Genomic DNA, 20687 nt, shown 5'->3' on the forward strand with positions numbered 1-20687 from the left:
CACACCTGTTCCCATACCGAACACAGAAGTTAAGCCCTTCAGCGCTGATGGTACTTAGGGGGTAGCCCCTTGGGAGAGTAGGTCGTCGCTGGTTTAAACAACGGAAATTTCGAGAGTCTTACTCGAAGAAATTTCGTTGGCGTCATGAGCAGTTGCGATAGCAGCATGCGAAATTTTAAAGCGTTCCAGAGTAGCTCAATGGTGGAGCACCCGGCTGTTAACCGGTAGGTTCAGGGTTCGAGTCCCCGCTCTGGAGCCATTTTAAGGCCCATTGGTCAAGCGGTCAAGACACCGCCCTTTCACGGCGGTAACCCGGGTTCGATTCCCGGATGGGTCACCATCTAATATGGGCGCATAGCTCAGCTGGGAGAGCACCTGCCTTACAAGCAGGGGGTCATAGGTTCGATCCCTATTGCGCCCACCATAAAAAACAGTTGACGGTGCACGGTTGACGGTTTTTATGGTGAATGTCTAGAGTCAAAGGCTCAAGAGATAGACCATAGCAACCGATAACTGACAACCAAGAACCGATAACTAAATACTTGCGGGTGTGGCGGAATTGGCAGACGCACTAGACTTAGGATCTAGCGCCACGTGCGTGGGGGTTCAAGTCCCTCCACCCGCACCAAACCATGCGGAAGTGGCTCAGGGGTAGAGCATCGCCTTGCCAAGGCGAGGGTCGCGAGTTCGAATCTCGTCTTCCGCTCCAATATTTTTTTGTGATAGCATGGAGAGGTGTCCGAGCGGTTTAAGGAGCTGGTCTTGAAAACCAGTGACTTCGAAAGGGGCCGTGGGTTCGAATCCCACCCTCTCCGCCATCTATTTGCCCAGATAGCTCAGTCGGTAGAGCAGAGGACTGAAAATCCTCGTGTCGCTGGTTCGATTCCGGCTCTGGGCACCAAAACGAAAAAATACCTGATACAGATCTGTATCAGGTATTTTTTCGTTTTCTTTATGCTCCAAACTTATCTAAACGTTTTGCATTTGACAATAGTAAACCCATCAAATATTTGCTTTCAAAGAAACCAAGGCTGCCCGTATTGCATGCACTCTCATGGAATGCTCTCACATCATCCACATCACAGAATTCACTATGGATAAGGGTTGGCACAGGATGCCAGCTGTGAGAGCGCATTGCACAAGGAGAGGAATGATCCCCAGTAATAGCTAATACATCGGGTTTATGCTCTAAAAGAATGGGCAAAGCTTGATCTACTTTTTCGATACAGCTCACCTTTGCTTCAAAATCACCATCTTCACCAGCTTGATCGGTACCTTTGACATGGATAAAGAAGAAGTCGTATTTTTGACGGCATTCAACATATGATTTAAACAGGTTCTCTATAGAATCAGGAGCAGGTAGTAGATGCATGCCCAATAGGGATGCAATACCTCTATACATGGGATAAGAAGCAATAGCTGCTGATTCTAGCAGATATTTATCCAGCATAGACGGAATCTTTGGCTTTGAAGAAAAACCACGCATTAAAAAGGCATTGGCAGGTCTTTTATCTTTTAATAATGCAAAACCTTTTTGAATGAATTGATTCACGACATGGGCTAGAAATTGAGAACTCTCATTTTGCCCTTTAGCATCAAGGGGAGCCTTTCCTTCGTTTAAAGGATCTGTATCATTAATAAGGGCACCCAATTCATTACTTTTAGATCGAAAAACTGTAACAAATCGATGACCTTTGCCTGGTTCAATAATAATTTCTACGCCATCAATTTCCTTAATTTCTCTTAGTATGTTGCATAATTCCATGGTGGTTTCTGTGGGGATCCGTCCAGCTCTTCTGTCAGTGATAATGCCATGGTCATTCATCGAAGCAAAATTACAACGGGTGGCTACATCTCCTGATTTGATTTCAAAACCTATTCCTACGGCTTCTAATATACCTCTCCCTATGGTATGGACAAGAGGATCATAGCCGAAGATACCTATATGTCCAGGGCCGCTGCCTGGTGTGATTCCTGGCAGGATAGGAATGGAACGGCCAACGGCGGAAGTCATCGCTAGCTGATCTAAGTTAGGGGTATGGGCATATTCCAAAGGCGTTTTGTTGCCAAATTTAGGGTGACGGATATCACCTACACCATCCATAACCAAAAGGACGATTTTTGAGTTGTTTGTTTTTACAGTATCTGCAATTACCTGATCATAGTTCATGATATCACCTCATCATTTTATTTCTTGTACATTTTTTCTGCCGAGGTTGGAAAATGTGTACACTATGATTATCATGGTAAAAAACATATAAAACTATACTTATGACAGAGAAGTTTTATCAGAGTGGGTGCGGATATATAAAGAAAGGTGGAGCTAAGGCTACAAAAGATACAAATATTCGTCATATTTCCCGGGAAATATGGGATAAAGCACATAAAATGATTTTTTCTATATAAAAAGAGGGAAAAGTAGAAAAATATAGAATTAGTTCAAAAATAATCAAAGGGGGATTAGGGATGATTGGACGAATTATGGGTTTGTTTTTTGCGTTTGCAGTTGTATTGAACGGATATTTCTTTTATCTATCCAAGAGCATCATAGGGATACTTATAGGAAGTGCTTTGAGTTTGAGTGCTGGGGGGATACTCTATATCTTAATCATTCCTATAAAACAGATCCTAGAGGATAGCGAGAAAATATTAAATACAAATATTCATAAAAAAATATCATCAAAACATGAGAAGGGTGCACTAAGTCCTATTGTTCAAGCATTAAAGCGGCTTCAAAAAAACAACATGGCCCTTGTGGGAAAGATTTTAACTGCATCTGACAAAATATATTCTTATTCTAATGATATACAGATCTATTCTGAAGAAACAGAAAAAGGATCTAAGGATATTAACCAATCCATCTTTCACATTACGGAGCAAATGGAACGTCAAGCTATTGATGCTGGCAAGACAAAGGAGGATATATCCGTTATCTTTAAGGATATTCAGGAAATGGCGGAATTTGCAAATACCTCAAAAGAGGAAGCAAAAAATATGCAGCATGTTATTACAGAGAGTGTAGCTATATTTGAAAAAATCACTGAACGGCTCCAAGAAGGATCCCACGCCAGTAGATCACTGGCCCAAGAAATTAAAGAACTTGAGAATCAGGCCAATCGAATTGTAGACATTGTGAATGTGGTTACGAATATCAGCAAGCAGACGGGACTATTGGCATTGAACGCAGCCATAGAGGCAGCACGGGCTGGCGAAGAGGGAAAAGGATTTGCGGTGGTGGCCAATGAAGTGAAAAAGCTAGCAACGGAGTCAACCACTTCTATTGAGGGAATAAAGGCGCTTATAGAAAGTATTATCAGGCAGATTGAAGTGATCGTTGGAAAAATGAACCATGAATTGAGTATCGTTGATGGAAACATTCAATTATCTGCTCAAGCAAAGAAAAAATTCTTTGATATTCAAGGAGCTACTGAAACAACGACCAAGGCCATAGATCATATATTGGCTCTCACCCAAAAGGAAGTAGAGAAAATTCGAGGTGTGGACAATTTTATGGGGGCGGTAGCGAATGCAGCGACAGCGTGTAGTGCCACAGCAGAAGAAACTACAACTGCATCCCAACATCAGGCAAAGGCCATGGAAGAAATCTATGAGTCTATCGAAAAGTTTGGCAATATGGCAAGAGAGCTAAAAACAATCATTATGAGCTATGCCCAGGAATTTCATCTGGACGAAGATGATCAAAACCATATAGAAAATGTGAAGAACCTGCTTCAAGGGATTGCAAAGGAGCATAAATTGGAGGAACTAACCAATGGAAAACTCAAAGAGGTCAAAGAAAAGAATACATATCTAGAACTCCTAGCCGTGACGGGTATTGATGGATTGATCAAGGCAGCAACCTTCGAGCTAAATAGTACAATTAGGGACGTTGGCCATAGGGAATTCTATTTAGATGCTATCAAAGGAAATATTTATGTATCGAAGCCCTATATCTCATCTTTAACAGATGATTACTGTGTAACCATTGCCATGCCAATCAAAGAAACCTCAGGTAGGATATGTGGCACATTGATCGGAGATGTGACATTATAGTAGAAAAATACGTCACAACGATAACGGTTGGACAGGGTCGTCCAACCTTACAAACCACAGAAAATCATGTTTTATGTAGGGAACGATGCCCCCATCGTTCCGAACAAGATAGAGATTCAAAAACCACGGAACGGCGAGGGCGCCGATCCCTACTAGATATTGTACACATTGGTTGGGGCGATTCATGAATCGCCCACAGACCCTAGATATCAAGCCAACTGTCATCCTGAACATTGTGAAGAATCTGTACTTAGGTTCTTAAGATTCTTCACTGCGTTCAGAATGACACGAATCTAACATTGCCTTAAATAGAATAGGTCCGCACACTACGGTTGTGTCGTAACATTTATTTATTGTACATCTCGGCTCAGCATAAAAATCAATCCTATAAAGCAGAGCAATCAAATGAAAAGATAAAAGCTAGGGTAATTATCCTAGCTTTTATGCATGTGAATTTCTAAAAATAATATATAACTAGATAACGTTTTCCTCAGGCTCAACAACAGGCTGAGGTTCTTCAGTTAATACGATATTCAATACAAGAGCTGAAATTGTACCTGCACTAATTCCAGAGGAGAAAAGGCTTTTTAATACCTCAGGAAGATGAGCAATAAAATCTGGTCTAACGGTAACACCAAGACCTAATCCAAGAGATACAGCAAGAATCAATAGATTTCTATTACTCATTTCTACATTCTTAAGGGTCTTAATTCCAGAAGCAGCTACGACGCCGAACATGATGATTCCAGCTCCGCCCAAAACAGGATTAGGCATAATGGCAATCAAAGCACCAAATTTCGGGAAAATACCTAATAACATTAAGATGATACCTGCAACTACCACGACAAACTTACTGGCGACCTTTGTTAAGGGAATAAGACCAACGTTTTGACTAAAAGAAGTATTTGGACCTGCACCCAAAAATCCAGCAATGAAGCTTCCTACACCGTCGGCTAAAATTCCTGCTTCAATCTCATCACTGCTTAGTTCTCTACCTGAGGCCTCGCCAATGGCCATCAGCACACCTACAGTTTCAATGGTTGTAACCAGATAGGCGGTAATGAAAGGAAGTACAAATGCGAAGCTAAATGTTACACCAAATTTGAAGATAGATGGCAAAGCAATCCATCCTGCTTCTTTAATGGGTTCAAAATGCAGCATACCCAAAGGAAAACTAATGGCATAACCAAAGATAAGGCCAAGGATAACAGCAGCAGAGCTAACGATACCCTTTCCATAGCGGTTTAATAACATCGTAACAATCATAACAGCCATGGCTACAGAAACATTTTTAAGACTACCATAATCAGCAGAGCCAAATCCGCCAGCAGCCCAGTCAATGGAGACGGGGAGTAGGGTAAGGCCGATTAAAGTTACAACAGTACCAGTAACGATTGGCGGAAAGAATTTTCTCAATGGCTTAATAAATCGACTAAGTATAATTTCGACAAAAGAACCCAAGATTGTAGCACCAAAAATTGCAGGTAATCCACCTGCAAATCCGACGGCTATAGAAGGACCTACAAAGGTAAAATCCGTGCCCATGACACAGGGAACCCTAGCACCGCATTTTCCAATACCTTTTGCCTGAATGAATGTGGCAACACCAGCCATGAACAATGCTGCACTAACAAGATAAGCCAGATCTCCAACAGGTAAACCTAAAACACCTCCAACAACCAATGGAACAGCTACAATACCGCCAAAAGCAGCCATAATATGCTGGAACGCAAGAAGAATGCTGACCTGAAGAGGTGGTACATCCTCAATTTTGTAGAGAATCTCCGAATGAACTTGAGCCGATTGACTTTTATCCATAGAATCAACCTCCTGTTTATAAATATTTTGAAGCGTACTTATTTGAGACCTCCTTTCTAAGAAAAGTCATTAAAATGAAATATTCTTAAAAGAATATGAAGAGTACATATATAAGTTTCTGAATATTTTTAAAATACCTTCGTTGAAAATCTATAATTTTTTGAACAAATATATAGGTATTTTTTATAGGACATAAAAAGAGGTTGTTGGAAATTTGGAAAATAGTACAAACTACATTTGTAGAAAGGTCATAAACGATATGAATGAGATTTGATAAAACTAAGAAGTTGAAAGAAAAATAAAAGATATATCCATAAAATATGATTTATGATAAGATATCCATGTTGTAATGTATATCTAAAGAAGATTGGAAGTGTAGAAGAAAATGTTTGATAAAGTATTACTTTCAGAAAAAATAGCAAATAGCATTAAGTCTTTAATTATAGATCAAAAGCTACAGCCAGGAGGGAAGCTTCCTAACGAGATAGAACTGGCCAACCAACTGAACGTCAGTCGTTCAACCGTCCGTGAGGCCATTAAGACATTGGTTTCTAAAAATGTATTGGAGATTCGCAGAGGAAAGGGGACTTACGTATGTGAAAAGCCTGGCATCGCAACGGATCCTTTAGGGGTTACCTTTATGAATAAAAAAGATCTGCTGTTATATCTTTTTGAGACAAGATTGATCATAGAGCCTGAAATGGCAGCCCTAGCTGCTGAAAGAGCTACTGAGAAGAATATCAAGGCTTTAGAAGACGCTTTCCATATGCTAGAAGTTCTAATACTTGAAGGTAAAGATCATACTAAGGCAGATATCAAGTTCCATAATATCATCGCCAAAAGCACTCATAACCCAATTATCCGAAGAATTGTACCTATCATTAATGATTCTATCGTGGAAGGATATCTGGAAACGAAGGATATCCCTGAAAGCGGAGAAAAAGTATTAGGGCATCATAGAAAAGTATTGGATGCGATTGTAGAAAAGAATGAGGCTCTGGCAAGAAAATATATGAAGGAGCATATCCAAAGTGGCATGGATCAAATTCTTCAAAAATGAAGGTGGATGAATAAGAACACATAGAATGAAGGAACATACTAGCATTATTGACACTGTAAACGTAGTGTGGTAGTATGGTAACGTGCTCTAGAAAAAATGAAACTATTCTTCTAAGGAAGTGAATAAATGAATTTAGAGATAGAAAAGCAAAAAGACGGTACTACCGTTGGTGATTATGTGTATGACACCATTAAAAAAAATATTATTAATCTCAATATGCCTCCTGGCAATCGAGTGAGCGAAAAGGAGGTTTCTGACCTGCTAAATGTAAGCAGGACACCAGTAAGGGAAGCTTTTATTAAATTAGCCAAAGAAGGCTTGCTCTACGTCCTTCCCCAGAGAGGGACTTATATTTCATATATTGATTTAGATATTGTTGAAGATGCCAGATTTATTCGGGAAAGTCTAGAAAAATCTGTACTTAAAATTGCTACAGAAAAGTTCCCAGAAGAGCTATTAGATGTGCTTCAAGAAAATATCAATACACAGAAAAAGCTAATAGAGCAGAGAGCTTTTTTTAAGTTTCTCGAGATGGACGAAGAGTTTCATAAAACCATATTTATAGGATGCAACAAAGCAAGAACATGGTCTTTTATAGAACAAATTAATGCAGAATATAAGCGAGTTCGTATGCTTACCTTTATAGCAGATATCAATTGGAAAGATATCATTGGGCAGCATATGCAGATTTTAGAGAGTATTAAAAACCATGATGAACAAATGGGACAGGAAGTAATTAGTAATCATATCAAAAAGCTGATATTTGAACAGATTGAGTTAAAAGAAAAGTACCCTCAATACTTTAAAGCAGATTAAAGACAGATCACTGTTTAGACAGGAACCTGTCTTGTTTTTTTATTTGATAGGAAAGTTTTACTTTTCTATGAAATAAAAAAGCAGGGGTTGTAAGGAGAAAATCTCCTGCTGCACTCAGGAAGGTGCTCAGACAGCGGAGCTGTCGTCGAAGGAAACCTAGGATTTCCTAGCGAAAGCGGCGTAGACGCTATTTTATACTATAGTATATTCTTTGCTTTATAGTTCAAATCTGATACAGGAGAAGTAGATATTTGGGTTCTGTATATTCTATTGAATTTGAAAAGCTAATAAGAAATATGTATAATGGTAGACACTTTCATGAAAGATAATTTTTAAAATGAACAATCATAAAAGAGCATATTGACAAAATTGCTGAATTATACTAGTATGCTAGTATAGTTTATCGAAAATAGATAAGAGATGGATGCCAATTCTGGTGGATTTGTTCTGCCTGGTTCTGGTCTCTATGATAGAGCTTTAAGGGCAGCCTATCTATTAGGATTATGGGAAGCCACAGAGAAGCCAAATAAGAAATAATTCAAAGCGTGTCAAACGATGACAATTAAACAAACAAACTACCCGATACTTCTATCTAAGGAACTGTCAGGTAGGGCTACATGGATAAATATTATTTATGAATTTGATGGATTATATCTAACAATGGAAAGGGGTTGACTAAATTGAAGTTGAATTTGAAGGGTTTACATGATGGAAAGGCTTGGGAAAATCTGTGGCTTTCCCATGGAGTATGATTGATAAGATTACACCACTTGATATTTTCGGTAGAGAGTATCAAGTGAAGTACCGTTAAGCACACGCTGCTTAACAAGACACTATCTTTTGGAGAAGGAGTAATAATCATGAATAAGCCTTATGTTTTTGCAGAGGATTGTAATTTTGAAATGGTATCAGAGGGAGTAAAGAGAAAAATATTAGCATACGGAGATCAACTTATGGCTGTTGAAGTACATTTTGAGAAAGATGCTGTGGGAGCTCTCCATAGTCATCCTCATACGCAGCTTTCCTATGTTTTGGAGGGTGAGTTTGAGTTTGAAATCAACGGAATTAAAAATATCGTAAAGAAGGGTGATACTCTATATAAGATGCCCAACGTGGTGCATGGCTGTAAATGTACTAAGAAGGGGATACTTTTGGATATATTTACTCCGCATAGGGAGGATTTTATAAATAAAAAATAGTTAAGGTTGTATAGTGCATAGTAAAAGACTGCAAAAGAATTTATCTTATATAATTTCATATAAAAAATTTGAGGGCAGGATTGCTTAATATTATTAAAAAGCCCATTTTCTATTACTAATATATGGGTCATAGAACTGTCTCCTGACATATATATTCGTGAAAATAGCGGCATAGAGGTGAAACAAGTAGCCACAATCACAATGATGGATATGCTATAATTACTGGGATTGTCATCTATGTTTAAGTAGGAGAATTAAAGAATATGAAAAATCAATCGTTTTACGCACAACTTAACAAAGATCAAAGATATATTTTGAATTGCTGCTTTTTTGTTTTTGCAGTCAATGGCGTATATTCTATAATTTTAGGTTCACTGCTCCCTTTAATCAGTATTGAATATGGATTGAACAATACAGTAAGTGGGGGATTAATTTCTGCTCACCAAATAGGTAACTTAATTTCTGGGTTTATTGCAGGGGTATTGCCTTTGTATTTAGGCAGAAAAAAATCAATTATATTTTTATGCAGCTTTGTTGTTATGGGATTTTCAATCATGATTTTAACAGGTAATCCAATGTTATTGATCTTAGGATTTTTATTTACAGGATTAAGTCGTGGCAGCATTTCTAACTTTAATAATACCATTGTAAATGAGGTATCTAATAGTAGCCCAGCTGCCCTTAATGTTTTACATAGTATTTTTGCAGTGGGGGCTTTAACTTCTCCATTTTTAGTTATTCTATCTACAAACATTTCTAGGGAACTTGGCTGGAAAATAGCTGTCGGCATTATTATTGTTCTTGCTACTATTTCTATGCTTCTTTTTTCAAGGATGAAAATAGATAACACTGGGAAAAAGACTGAAAAAGTAAAGATGTCTTATGAGTTTTTGAAGAACAGGGATTTTTGCATTAGTTCAGGAATTATGTTTTTTTATTTATGTGCAGAAGCAGCTATTAATGGATGGATGGTTAAATATTTCATTGACTCAAGTATTATGACCATAGAATATGCCCAAATACTTGCTTCTTTATTGTGGTTAGTTATTCTTGCTGGTAGATTAACCTGTGCATTTTGGGGAGATAGAGTATCAAAGAAAGTGCTGCTGTTAATAACTAGCTGCGGAACCTCTGTTTTTTATTTATTATTACTTTCTACACACAACCTAAAGGTTATTACTATTGCTATAATGGGATTAGGATTCTCTATGGCAGGTATTTATCCTACAACAGTTTCTACAATTGGGAGTATCATTAAGTCTTATCCTATGGCCATGGGTGTCTTACTAATGGTAGGAGGCATTGGCGCTATTATCATGCCAATTATAACCGGTGTATTATCAGATGCTTTCGGTATTTTCGCTGGTATGGGTGCTATCGTAGGAGCTATTGTTTTAATGATAATATGTGTAATTTTAAAAATGTCAGGGACAAATGTACATATTGGAAGTGAAATAGAATAATGAGACAGGGCGGTTTCCTAGCTATGCTTATTAAATAGGAGGGTTATTCATGTTTGTATCTTATGATAAACTGAAAAGTGAACTTAAAAGAGTGCTTATAAGTAGAGGATTTGAAGCAGAAGCTGCGGAGATTGGAGCGTCCATAATAGCTGATAACAGCCGCGATGGAGTATATTCCCATGGCTTAAATAGGTTTCCTGTTATTGTAAAATCTATAGATGAAGGTATGATTAAGCCCGATAGACATCCAGTAAAGTTGAATAGTGCCGGAGCACTTGAACAATGGGATGGACAGCTAGGCTTCGGTCCAATAAATGCGTGTATTGCCATGGACAGGGCTATTGAATTGGCTGGACAATACGGTTTAGGATGTGTTGCTCTTAAAAACACTAATCACTGGCTCCGTGGAGGTACCTATGGATTGAGGGCTGCCAATGCAGGATGTATCGGTATTTGCATGACAAATACATTCCCTAATATGCCACCATGGGGTGGTACGGAAAAGCGTATAGGAAACAATCCTCTTATTATATCTATTCCACATAAAAATGGCGGGCACGTGTTATTGGATATGGCTCAGTCTCAATTTTCCTTTGGAAAACTGCAGACATACTCTCTTGCTGGAAAGAAGCTGCCGGTTACGGGAGGTTATGATGAAGATGGAAATCTTACTGACGATCCTAGTGCCATATTAAATGGTGGGGAGGTTCTTCCAGCAGGATATTGGAAGGGATCTGGACTTTCTATAGCCATTGACATGGTAGTTGCAGCACTATCAGTCGGCAAATCTACCTATGATATGAGGATGAGTAAAAATGATGCAGGCATTTCACAGGTATTTATCGCTATAAATCCCACAGCATATGCAGGTGAGGATTATGCCGACGCTTATATAGAAAATATGTCTGAGTATATTAAGACATCGGCAAAAAAGGTAGGTGTTACAGATATCCTTTATCCAGGAGAAAGAGCTGACAGAGAACGAGCAAAAAATATGAAAGAAAATATTCCCGTAAATGAGGAAATGTGGGAAACATTGTTGAAGCTATAATGAGAGCCGTTGAACTAGAAAATTAATATTCTGCCCCATGGTCCATTTAAAGGTTTAAAATTTCTATTAACATAAATATGGAATGTCTATTACGCTGATTGTATACATTGTATACAATAGGAAAATAATCATAAAATCATTACATATTTTATAAAAAGGAGGGTAATCATGGATATATTTTCATTAGAAGGTAAGGTAGCAATCGTTACAGGCTGTAGAACAGGACTTGGTCAAGGCATGGCTATAGCGTTAGCAAAAGCTGGAGCAGACATTCTAGGTGTAGGATCTACTGATTTAGATGAAACAAAAAATCTTGTAGAAAAAATAGGCAGGAAATTTGTTGGAGTTCAGGCTAACTTAATGGAGATGAGTTTTATTCCAAAGGTTATTGAAGCAGTCATGGATAACTTCGGTAAAGTAGACATTTTAGTCAACAATGCAGGAATTATTAGACGTGAAGACTCTATTAATTTTTCAGAAAAAGATTGGGACGATGTTATGAATATCAATCTTAAAATGGTATTTTTCCTAAGCCAAGCAGTAGCGAAAAAGTTTATTGAACAGGGTAATGGAGGAAAGATCATAAACATTGCATCTATGCTTTCTTTCCAGGGAGGCATAAGAGTTCCTTCATATACTGGCAGTAAATCTGGTGTCAAAGGCATAACCATGTTAATGGCAAACGAATGGGCTAAGTACAATATTAATGTAAATGCAATAGCTCCAGGATATATGGCTACAGATAATACAGCTCCTCTTAGAGCAGACGAGGGAAGAAGTTCTGAAATTCTATCAAGAATACCTGCTAATAGATGGGGAACCCCTGAGGACTTGGGTGGAACAGTAGTTTTTCTAGCATCTAAAGCTTCAGACTATATTCATGGATTTACAATTGCTGTTGATGGCGGCTGGCTTGCAAGATAGAACTTTAAAAAGGAGAGATGTTTAATGAATTTAGAAATAAGATATGCAAATCACCCAGATGATTCCAGATATTATACAACGGAAGAGTTAAGAAAAAATTACCTAATAGAAAAGCTATTTGTAGAAAATGAGGCAGCTTTAGTTTATTCTCATATCGATAGAATTATCGCTGGCGGTATCATGCCTGTAGGAGAGAAAATTAAGCTAAGCGCTGGTAAGGAACTAGGTGTCAGCTATTTCTTTGAAAGAAGAGAGGCTGGGATAATAAATATTGGTGGCAAAGGAAAGGTAATAATAGATGGCAATGAATTTATTTTAGACAATGCTGATGGTCTTTATATTGGAATGGGAAGTAAGGATGTTACTTTTGAATCAGAAAATACTAATAGCCCAGCAAAGTTTTATTTCAATAGTAGTCCAGCCCACAAAGCTTTTCCCACTAGAATGATTACTTTAGAACAAGCAAAAAAAGTAAGACTAGGAGAAAAAGAAAATCTAAATGTAAGGACAATTAATCAATATGTTCATCCAGACGTATGTGAAAGTTGTCAGTTGGTTATGGGAATGACTATTCTTGATCCAGGAAATGTATGGAATACAATGCCTGCCCATACCCATGAAAGACGTATGGAAGTGTATATGTACTTTAATATGGATGAAGGAGCAAGGGTTTTCCATTTGATGGGACAACCTCAAGAGACAAGACATATTGTCATGGCAAATGAGCAAGCCGTTATATCGCCTAGTTGGTCTATACACAGCGGTGTGGGAACTAGCAATTACACCTTTATATGGGGTATGTGCGGTGAAAATATTGAGTTCACAGATATGGACCATATTGCAATAAAAGATATCCGATAATGAGGTCTATAGATACACAAATAAAAACCTTATTGCAGAAAGATAAGGTTTTTTGTTTTTTATCGCAACTAAATTATAAACAAAGATATTGTTAACGTGTGCACCGTATGATATGATATTATTGAGGTGGTAAAATGAGTGTTACAATAAAAGATATTGCAAAGCTTGCAGGTGTCTCTCATACTACGGTTTCCAGAGCCTTAAATGATAGTCCTTTAATTAGTCAGCATACAAAAACAAAAATAAAGACCATTGCTGAAACGTTGAATTATGCACCTAATTATAATGCTAAGAGTTTAGTACTCGATAGGTCTTATAATATCGGACTATTCTTTTCAACAATTAATGAAGGTACATCATCTAGCTTTTTCTATGAAGTAGTTAAAGGTGTAAACAATGTTATACATAAAGAATTTAATCTTATTGTAAGCGGAATCGATGAATATGCTGACCTGAATGCAATCAATAAAAAACATTTTGACGGTATTATCGTTATGAGCCAAAGTACAAAGGATGACTATTTTATCTACAATATATTAGAAAAGAATATTCCTATAGTGGTACTGAATAGGGAAATCCAAGATGCTCATGTCATTAACATTCTCTCTGATGATCGGAATGGCGTTCAAAATGCAGTAGAACACCTGATAAGTGAAGGACATAGAGACATTGCCCTTATTGAAGGGAAAAAAGGATTTAAATCTTCATATGAGAGAAAGGAAGGATTTGTACAGGCTTTAATCAATCACAATATTTCAATTCATAAAGCGTATATGGTTGAAGGAAAATATGATATGGAAAGTGGTTATCAAGCAATGAAACAGCTTCTAAGTCTTACAAATATTCCAACAGCAGTATTCTGTTCAAATGATGATATGGCTGTAGGTGCGATGAAAGCCATTGTGAATGAAGGGCTAAGGGTACCAGAAGATATTTCAATTATTGGATTTGATGACAACGTTTTTTCATCCTTTTTATCACCAGCGCTTACAACTATTAAAAAACCTATTGAAGAAATTAGTATCAAAGGAGCTGCCAAGTTGATAAAGCTCATTGATGATAAGAATCTGGAACGTGAAACGATTTATGTTCCAACTGCGCTGCAAATAAGAGAATCGGTAAAAAAAATAAATGGTATGAGTAGATAATACTTTCGTGCAGAATAAGACTTAAGCGTATTGGTCCCATTAAGATAATGGGTTAATATTTACAATATAGTGCACACGTTAACAAAATAAAGGAGGCTAAGGCAAATGAAAAAAATTGATGAATGCTTTGAAAAGAAATCCTATACGGAAAAAGTGTTACAAATTGGGGAAGGAAATTTCCTAAGGGCTTTTGTAGATTGGATCATTTATGAAATGAACAAAGAAACAGATTTTAACGGAAGCGTAGTCGTAACGCAGCCATTAAAAAATGGGCTTATTGACAAGTTAAATAAGCAAAATGGATTATATACTTTGTATCTAAACGGAATCAAGAATGGAGCTGTTGTGAGTGAGCATGCCATTATAGATGTGATCAGTAGAGGGATTAATCCATACAATGAATTTGATCAATATCTAGAGGTTGCAAATAATCCAGCATTAAGATTTATCATTTCAAATACCACAGAGGCAGGAATTGCTTTTGATGAGAATGATCAATTAGAAGACAAGCCTCAAAATAGCTTTCCAGGAAAATTAACTTTCCTTTTATATCACAGATATAAGAACTTTAATGGGGATCCTACAAAGGGATTTGCCATTATTCCTTGTGAGCTTATTGATAAGAATGGGGAAAAGTTAAAAGAGATTATATTAAAATATGCAAAGCTCTGGAATCTAGAAGATGGATTTGTTGATTGGATCAATAAAGCCAATACTTTCTGCAATAGTTTGGTAGATAGAATTGTACCAGGATATCCAAAAGAAAAAATAGAAGAAATTACAAAAGAATTAGGATATATAGATGATTTAGTGGTGGAGGGAGAACAATTCCATTTATGGGTGATTGAAGGACCTCAATGGGTGAAGGATGAATTTCCTGCTGACAAAGCAGGGTTAAATGTATTGTTTGTAGATGATCTTACACCTTATAGAACAAGAAAGGTAAGAATATTAAATGGAGCTCATACATCGATGGTACCTGTTTCTTATTTATATGGGAAGGATACTGTGAGAGAAGCTGTGGAAGATCCAGTGGTTGGTAAGTTTATTCAGGATGCAGTTTTTGAAGAAATTATCCCAACATTAGAATTATCAAAGAAAGAGTTGCAAGACTTCGCCCAAGCAGTGATGGATCGATTTAAGAATCCATTTATTAAGCACTATCTAATGAGTATATCTCTAAACTCTATGTCTAAATTTAGAACAAGGGTTTTACCATCCATTTTACAATATCAAAACATTAATAATGCGCTACCGAATAGATTGGTATTTTCTCTTGCTGCACTCATTGCCTTCTATAAAGGAGAAAGAGATGGCGTGAGGATTGACTTAAAAGATGATGAAGATATCCTTGCATTATATCAAAATTTGTGGACAGGGTATGATGGAACAAGACAAAGTCTAGAGAAGATTGTTGAGAAAGTATTAGGATATAAGAAAAACTGGGAAATGGATTTAAATAAAATAGACGGACTGCACCAACAAACGACGGATTACCTAGAAATGATATTAGAAAAAGGTATGAAAGAAGCAGTGAAAACTTTCTAATAGTTATAATCAGATAGATATGTTCTAAAAGATATTTTTTTTAAGAAAAACAATAAATCAGTGATTGATTAGGAGGGTAACAATGAAAAAATTTATGGATGAGAATTTTTTATTAGATAATGAAACGGCTATTAAGCTATACCACGACTTTGCAAAGGAAATGCCAATTATCGATTATCATTGCCATTTAAATCCTAAGGAAATCGCAGAAAATAAGCGTTATAGAAATATAACTGAAATCTGGCTTGGTGGAGATCATTATAAATGGAAAGCCATGAGAAGCAATGGCATCGATGAAAAGTATATCACCGGTGATGCAGCAGATAAAGATAAATTTCTAAAGTGGGCAGAGACTGTTCCCTATACAATCGGAAATCCGCTATATCATTGGACTCACTTAGAACTACAAAGATATTTTGGAATAGATACATTACTCAGCCCAGAATCAGCGGAAGGGATTTGGGAGAAGTGTAATGAACTACTTGAAAAAGAGGAGTTTACAGCACGAGAGTTGATTAAAAGATCAAATGTGAAGGTGATTTGTACGACCGATGATCCAATAGATACATTAGAATATCATAAGGAAGTTGCAGAAGATCATACCTTTGATGTAAAAGTATTACCTACTCTTCGCCCGGATAAAGTAATTAATATTGAAAAAGAAGGCTTTACTGCTTGGATTAAAAAACTTGGAGAAGTGGTTGGAAGAGACATACAAGCGATGGATGCTTTACTAGATGCATTAAAAGAACGTGTCCAATATTTTGACTCCTTAGGATGTAAAGTATCTGATCATGCATTGGATCCAATTGTATTCGAAAAGGGAGATAAGGAAGAAATTAATAATATTTTTGTAAAAGCGTTAAACGGAGAAACATTAACAGAATCAGATATTCGCAAATATAAAACATATGTATTGTTATTTTTAGGAAGAGAGTATGCCAAACTAGGATGGGCGATGCAGATTCACATTGGAACCATTCGAAATGTAAATAGCAGAATGATGAGAATGTTAGGCCCAGATACAGGATTTGATACTATTGGGGATTATGTTTTTGCGGAAGCTTTGGCCAAGTTCTTAGATGCATTAGATACGACAAATGAACTTCCAAAAACAATTCTTTATTGTTTGAATCCAAGGGATAACGAAGTTCTAGCTACCATGATAGGATCTTTCCAAGGAGGCGGAATACCAGGTAAGATACAATTTGGTTCTGGTTGGTGGTTTAATGATCAAAAGGATGGAATGATCAGACAAATGATCGCTTTATCCAATGTGGGATTATTAAGTAGGTTTGTAGGAATGCTAACAGACTCTAGGAGCTTTTTATCCTACGCAAGACATGAATATTTTAGAAGAATCTTATGCAACTTGTTAGGTAAATGGGTAGAAAATGGAGAAGCTCCAAAGGATATGGATTTATTAGGAAAGATCGTGAAAGATATTTGCTTCTACAATGCCAATCGTTATTTTGGATTTCATGTATAAGAAGATAGGAAAAAACTAAAATTCATAGAATGGAAAGGGGCATTTATGAAAACCTTTATAAAAGTTCACAATCAAGATAATGTGTTAGTTGCACTTAAGGATTTAAAAGCCGGGGAAACATTAGAAATCGATGGCGCGGTAGTACAAGTTAGGATGGATATCCCCAAGGGGCATAAGGTAGCCATTAAGAAAATCAGCAAAGATGGAGATGTCATTAAATATGGATTGCCTATAGGCTATTCCCTAGAGGATATAGAAGCAGGAGATCATGTCCATGTACACAATACAAAGACGAAGTTAAGTGGAACGATTGAGTATGCTTTTGATCAGAAACTAGTGGATAGAGATATCACAAAAGATAATCGCGTATTTATGGGTTATAAGAGAGAAAACGGCAGTGTGGGTATAAGAAATGAATTATGGATTGTTCCTACAGTTGGTTGTGTAAATGGTATCGGACAAATGATTGTAGATATCTTTAAGAACGAAGTAGATATACGCTTAATTGATAATATTGAGGTTTACAAGCATAATTATGGATGCTCCCAATTAGGAGATGACCACGAAAATACAAAGAGAATTTTGTCAGGTATGGTGAATCATCCCAATTGTGGTGGAGCGCTGGTATTAGGACTTGGCTGTGAAAACAATCAAGTAGCAGAATTCAAAGAGTTTCTTGGTAACATAGATGAAAATAGAGTGAAGTTTTTAGTAACGCAAGAGGTAGAAGACGAGGTAGAAGAAGGGGTTCGCCTTGTAAGAGAGATTTTTGAGGCAATGAAAGGGGATACCCGTGAAGAAGTGCCTTTGTCAGAACTAAAGGTTGGGTTGAAGTGTGGAGGGTCTGATGGCCTTTCAGGTATTACAGCCAATCCATTACTAGGGAATTTCTCGGATTATTTAATTGCCCAGGGAGGCACAAGTGTATTAACGGAGGTTCCTGAAATGTTTGGAGCAGAGACGATATTAATGGAAAGAGCGAAGAACAAAGAAATCTTTGAAAAAATAGTACACTTAATTAATGATTTTAAAGAGTATTTCTTAGCGAATAATCAGCCTGTATATGAAAACCCATCCCCTGGAAATAAAAAAGGTGGAATTACTACGTTAGAAGACAAATCTTTAGGATGCACACAGAAAGCAGGTCATTCTAAAGTTGTAGACGTACTAAAGTATGGGGAGATATTAAAAGAAAAAGGATTGAATCTACTAAGCGCTCCTGGAAATGATTTAGTAGCTTCAACAGCATTAGCTGCATCGGGCTGCCATATGGTTTTATTTACAACAGGAAGAGGGACCCCCTTTGGAACCTTTGTTCCAACCATAAAAATATCTTCAAATTCAGAAATTTACTATAAAAAGAAAAATTGGATAGATTTTAATGCTGGAATCCTTGTAGAAGATAAATCAATGGAAGAAGTATTGGAAGAATTTATTCACTATATTGTTGAGGTTGCCAGCGGCAAGCTTGCTAACAATGAAAAAAATGAATTTAGAGAAATTGCTATCTTTAAAACAGGTGTAACATTGTAAGGCTGGGAAGAAAATAAACTTGAGGAGGATTTTGCATTTGTTGCAAAACTAAACTTATAATTCAAAAAATCTCATCATATATGAGCTATCTCTCTGCACCCTGTTTTTAGTCGTCTAAGAAATTTAATTACTCAATTTCCCCGATTAAATAGATTCTGATGAGAAATCTATCACAATGAAGTCTTTTTGTATCTATTTTGACATATTTCACATCATGATTGACAACAGATATGTTAATATGTTAACATAGTAATATGGTAGTATGGTAGATATGAGTTTGATCCATTTTAAATAATTTCATTGATGATATAATTGACTCAAGCGTACTAGTATGGTAGCATATGTTGTAGATAGAAATGTAAGATAAAAGTCGCTAAGGTATATTAGATTTTGAGGGTATAGATTACTGTATTGATGATTTACTTAAAACGTATAAGTGCTTTTAAATGATGGGTATAATGGAAATGATGAAGTAATAGATGAATTTTATAGCATAAAGCAAAGAGCTTTTTTAGAACTTAGAGAAAACGTTATCTCTATGTAAAGAAGAAAATTGGCATTTATGTAGAAATTTCCTAGATGTGGCTAAGGATCTAATGAAAAGGTTTTTTTAGGAACTTTCTACAATGCAAATATGAAACACAGAAAATTGGAGGGGGTAAAATGAAAAAAGGTTTTAAGGTATTATCATTAAGTCTCGTGCTAGTGTTGATTATTGCAGCATTAGCAGGTTGTGGTATGAAATCACCAACGGAACAACCAGCAAAAGAAGAAGCAAACAAAGAAGGAGCAGCAGCTGAACCAGAGATTACACTTGTATATGCAGAAGTTAATCCACTAGATACGATTGTTGGTCAAACAGATACAGCCTTTAAAGAAAAAGTAGAAGAACTTTCAGGTGGAAAGATTAAGATCGATATTCAGGCAAGTGGTGTTTTAGGCTCAGAAAATGATGTACTTGATACAATGCTTGGTGGCGGCGGAACAATTGATATGTCCCGTATCTCAGCATTTGCCCTTACACCTTACGGTGGAGAAAAGTCAAAACTGCTTTCTATTCCTTATACATTTGTAAATCGTGAGCATTTCTGGAATTTTGCTACTTCTGATTTGGCTCCTGAATTCCTTCTAGAGCCCCATGAAAAGGGTAGCGGTGTTAGAGGTTTATTCTATGGAGAAGAAGGTTTCCGTCATTTCTTTTCAGCGAAACCACTTAATGGTATGAACGATTTAAAAGGTTTGAAAATAAGAGTATCCAATGACCCTGTTATGAATGGTATGGTAGAAGGACTTGGTGCTTCTCCTACAGTTGTATCTTTCGGTGAACTTTATTCTGCATTACAAACAGGTGTAGTAGATGCTGCTGAACAGCCTATTGCTAACTACAAATCAAATGCATTCCCAGAAGTTGCACCAAGCTTAATTCTTGATGGTCATACACTTGGCGCAATTCAAGTAATCATTACAGATGAAGCTTGGGATAAACTTACCGAAGAACAGCAAAATATTCTTGTGGAAGCTGGTAAATATGCATCAGAATTCAATAGAAAGATTTCAGAAGAAGCTGAAAATAAAGTACTAGAACAATTAAAATCAGAAGGTGTTAAGGTTGTAGATGTTGAGGATAAGACACCTTGGCAGGAAGCGGTTAAAGGTGTAATTGAGTCTGCTACAGCAGATAACAAAGAGCTTTATAAAAAAATTGTTGATATGAAATAAGATTT

General features: G+C 36.8%; 15 protein-coding genes, 7 tRNA genes and 1 rRNA gene. 21 read left to right on the forward strand and 2 right to left on the reverse strand.

The window, feature by feature from the left end; genetic code table 11:
• The 8 genes from rrf to HNQ80_RS22710 all read left to right on the forward strand — a co-directional run.
• Window positions 1-94: ribosomal RNA gene (rrf, locus tag HNQ80_RS22675) — 5S ribosomal RNA — on the forward strand; the annotation flags it as partial.
• A gap of 90 nt (window positions 95-184) precedes the next feature.
• A tRNA-Asn gene (locus tag HNQ80_RS22680) sits at window positions 185-259 on the forward strand.
• Window positions 260-265: 6 nt separating this feature from the next.
• Window positions 266-340: transfer RNA gene (locus tag HNQ80_RS22685), tRNA-Glu, on the forward strand.
• A gap of 8 nt (window positions 341-348) precedes the next feature.
• Window positions 349-424: transfer RNA gene (locus HNQ80_RS22690), tRNA-Val, on the forward strand.
• 120 nt (window positions 425-544) lie between these two features.
• A tRNA-Leu gene (locus HNQ80_RS22695) sits at window positions 545-628 on the forward strand.
• Between the two features lie 6 nt (window positions 629-634).
• Window positions 635-709: transfer RNA gene (locus HNQ80_RS22700), tRNA-Gly, on the forward strand.
• A gap of 20 nt (window positions 710-729) precedes the next feature.
• Window positions 730-818: transfer RNA gene (locus HNQ80_RS22705), tRNA-Ser, on the forward strand.
• A 7-nt stretch (window positions 819-825) separates the two neighbouring features.
• A tRNA-Phe gene (locus tag HNQ80_RS22710) sits at window positions 826-901 on the forward strand.
• Window positions 902-952: 51 nt separating this feature from the next.
• Here HNQ80_RS22710 and HNQ80_RS22715 read toward each other — a convergent pair.
• Complete coding sequence (locus tag HNQ80_RS22715; RefSeq protein WP_184312997.1) at window positions 953-2170, reverse strand: 2,3-bisphosphoglycerate-independent phosphoglycerate mutase; 1218 nt, start codon at window positions 2168-2170, stop codon at window positions 953-955.
• 296 nt (window positions 2171-2466) lie between these two features.
• Between HNQ80_RS22715 and HNQ80_RS22720 the strand changes: the two genes are divergently transcribed.
• Window positions 2467-4053, forward strand: coding sequence for a methyl-accepting chemotaxis protein (locus HNQ80_RS22720; RefSeq protein ID WP_184312999.1), 1587 nt, complete (start codon window positions 2467-2469; stop codon window positions 4051-4053).
• Between the two features lie 474 nt (window positions 4054-4527).
• On the opposite strand, the gene HNQ80_RS22725 is transcribed toward HNQ80_RS22720, so the two are convergent.
• On the reverse strand, window positions 4528-5871 hold the full coding sequence (locus tag HNQ80_RS22725; protein WP_184313001.1) for a uracil-xanthine permease family protein: 1344 nt from the start codon (window positions 5869-5871) through the stop codon (window positions 4528-4530).
• Between the two features lie 385 nt (window positions 5872-6256).
• Here HNQ80_RS22725 and HNQ80_RS22730 point away from each other — a divergent pair, with 385 nt between their 5' ends.
• The 12 genes from HNQ80_RS22730 to HNQ80_RS22790 all read left to right on the forward strand — a co-directional run bounded on the left by HNQ80_RS22730 (window position 6257) and on the right by HNQ80_RS22790 (window position 20682).
• The gene (locus HNQ80_RS22730; protein ID WP_184313003.1) at window positions 6257-6931 is read left to right on the forward strand and encodes a FadR/GntR family transcriptional regulator; all 675 of its coding nucleotides are present in this window, start codon (window positions 6257-6259) and stop codon (window positions 6929-6931) included.
• Between the two features lie 126 nt (window positions 6932-7057).
• Complete coding sequence (locus HNQ80_RS22735) at window positions 7058-7747, forward strand: GntR family transcriptional regulator (RefSeq protein ID WP_184313004.1); 690 nt, start codon at window positions 7058-7060, stop codon at window positions 7745-7747.
• Window positions 7748-8607: 860 nt separating this feature from the next.
• Window positions 8608-8946 (forward strand): cupin domain-containing protein, encoded by a 339-nt coding sequence (locus tag HNQ80_RS22745; RefSeq protein ID WP_184313006.1) that lies wholly within the window; start codon window positions 8608-8610, stop codon window positions 8944-8946.
• 263 nt (window positions 8947-9209) lie between these two features.
• Complete coding sequence (locus HNQ80_RS22750; RefSeq protein ID WP_184313013.1) at window positions 9210-10409, forward strand: MFS transporter; 1200 nt, start codon at window positions 9210-9212, stop codon at window positions 10407-10409.
• 49 nt (window positions 10410-10458) lie between these two features.
• Window positions 10459-11460 carry a 3-dehydro-L-gulonate 2-dehydrogenase gene (yiaK, locus tag HNQ80_RS22755; RefSeq protein ID WP_184313015.1) on the forward strand — a complete coding sequence of 334 codons (1002 nt, stop codon included), beginning with the start codon at window positions 10459-10461 and terminating at the stop codon, window positions 11458-11460.
• A 168-nt stretch (window positions 11461-11628) separates the two neighbouring features.
• Window positions 11629-12384: a 2-dehydro-3-deoxy-D-gluconate 5-dehydrogenase KduD gene (gene kduD, locus HNQ80_RS22760; RefSeq protein ID WP_184313017.1), complete on the forward strand. Its 756-nt coding sequence runs from the start codon at window positions 11629-11631 to the stop codon at window positions 12382-12384.
• Between the two features lie 24 nt (window positions 12385-12408).
• A complete protein-coding gene (gene kduI / locus HNQ80_RS22765) occupies window positions 12409-13245 on the forward strand; it encodes a 5-dehydro-4-deoxy-D-glucuronate isomerase (protein WP_184313019.1) in 837 nt (278 codons plus the stop codon).
• A 134-nt stretch (window positions 13246-13379) separates the two neighbouring features.
• On the forward strand, window positions 13380-14393 hold the full coding sequence (locus HNQ80_RS22770) for a LacI family DNA-binding transcriptional regulator (protein ID WP_184313021.1): 1014 nt from the start codon (window positions 13380-13382) through the stop codon (window positions 14391-14393).
• Between the two features lie 105 nt (window positions 14394-14498).
• Window positions 14499-15941, forward strand: coding sequence for a tagaturonate reductase (locus HNQ80_RS22775; protein ID WP_184313023.1), 1443 nt, complete (start codon window positions 14499-14501; stop codon window positions 15939-15941).
• An 82-nt stretch (window positions 15942-16023) separates the two neighbouring features.
• Window positions 16024-17430: a glucuronate isomerase gene (uxaC, locus tag HNQ80_RS22780; protein WP_184313025.1), complete on the forward strand. Its 1407-nt coding sequence runs from the start codon at window positions 16024-16026 to the stop codon at window positions 17428-17430.
• A 45-nt stretch (window positions 17431-17475) separates the two neighbouring features.
• Window positions 17476-18963 carry a UxaA family hydrolase gene (locus HNQ80_RS22785; RefSeq protein ID WP_184313027.1) on the forward strand — a complete coding sequence of 496 codons (1488 nt, stop codon included), beginning with the start codon at window positions 17476-17478 and terminating at the stop codon, window positions 18961-18963.
• A 663-nt stretch (window positions 18964-19626) separates the two neighbouring features.
• Complete coding sequence (locus HNQ80_RS22790) at window positions 19627-20682, forward strand: TRAP transporter substrate-binding protein (protein ID WP_184313029.1); 1056 nt, start codon at window positions 19627-19629, stop codon at window positions 20680-20682.
• Window positions 20683-20687 lie beyond the last annotated feature (5 nt).

Origin of the sequence: Anaerosolibacter carboniphilus (assembly GCF_014205875.1) — a bacterium.
Taxonomy (GTDB): domain Bacteria; phylum Bacillota; class Clostridia; order Peptostreptococcales; family Thermotaleaceae; genus Anaerosolibacter; species Anaerosolibacter carboniphilus.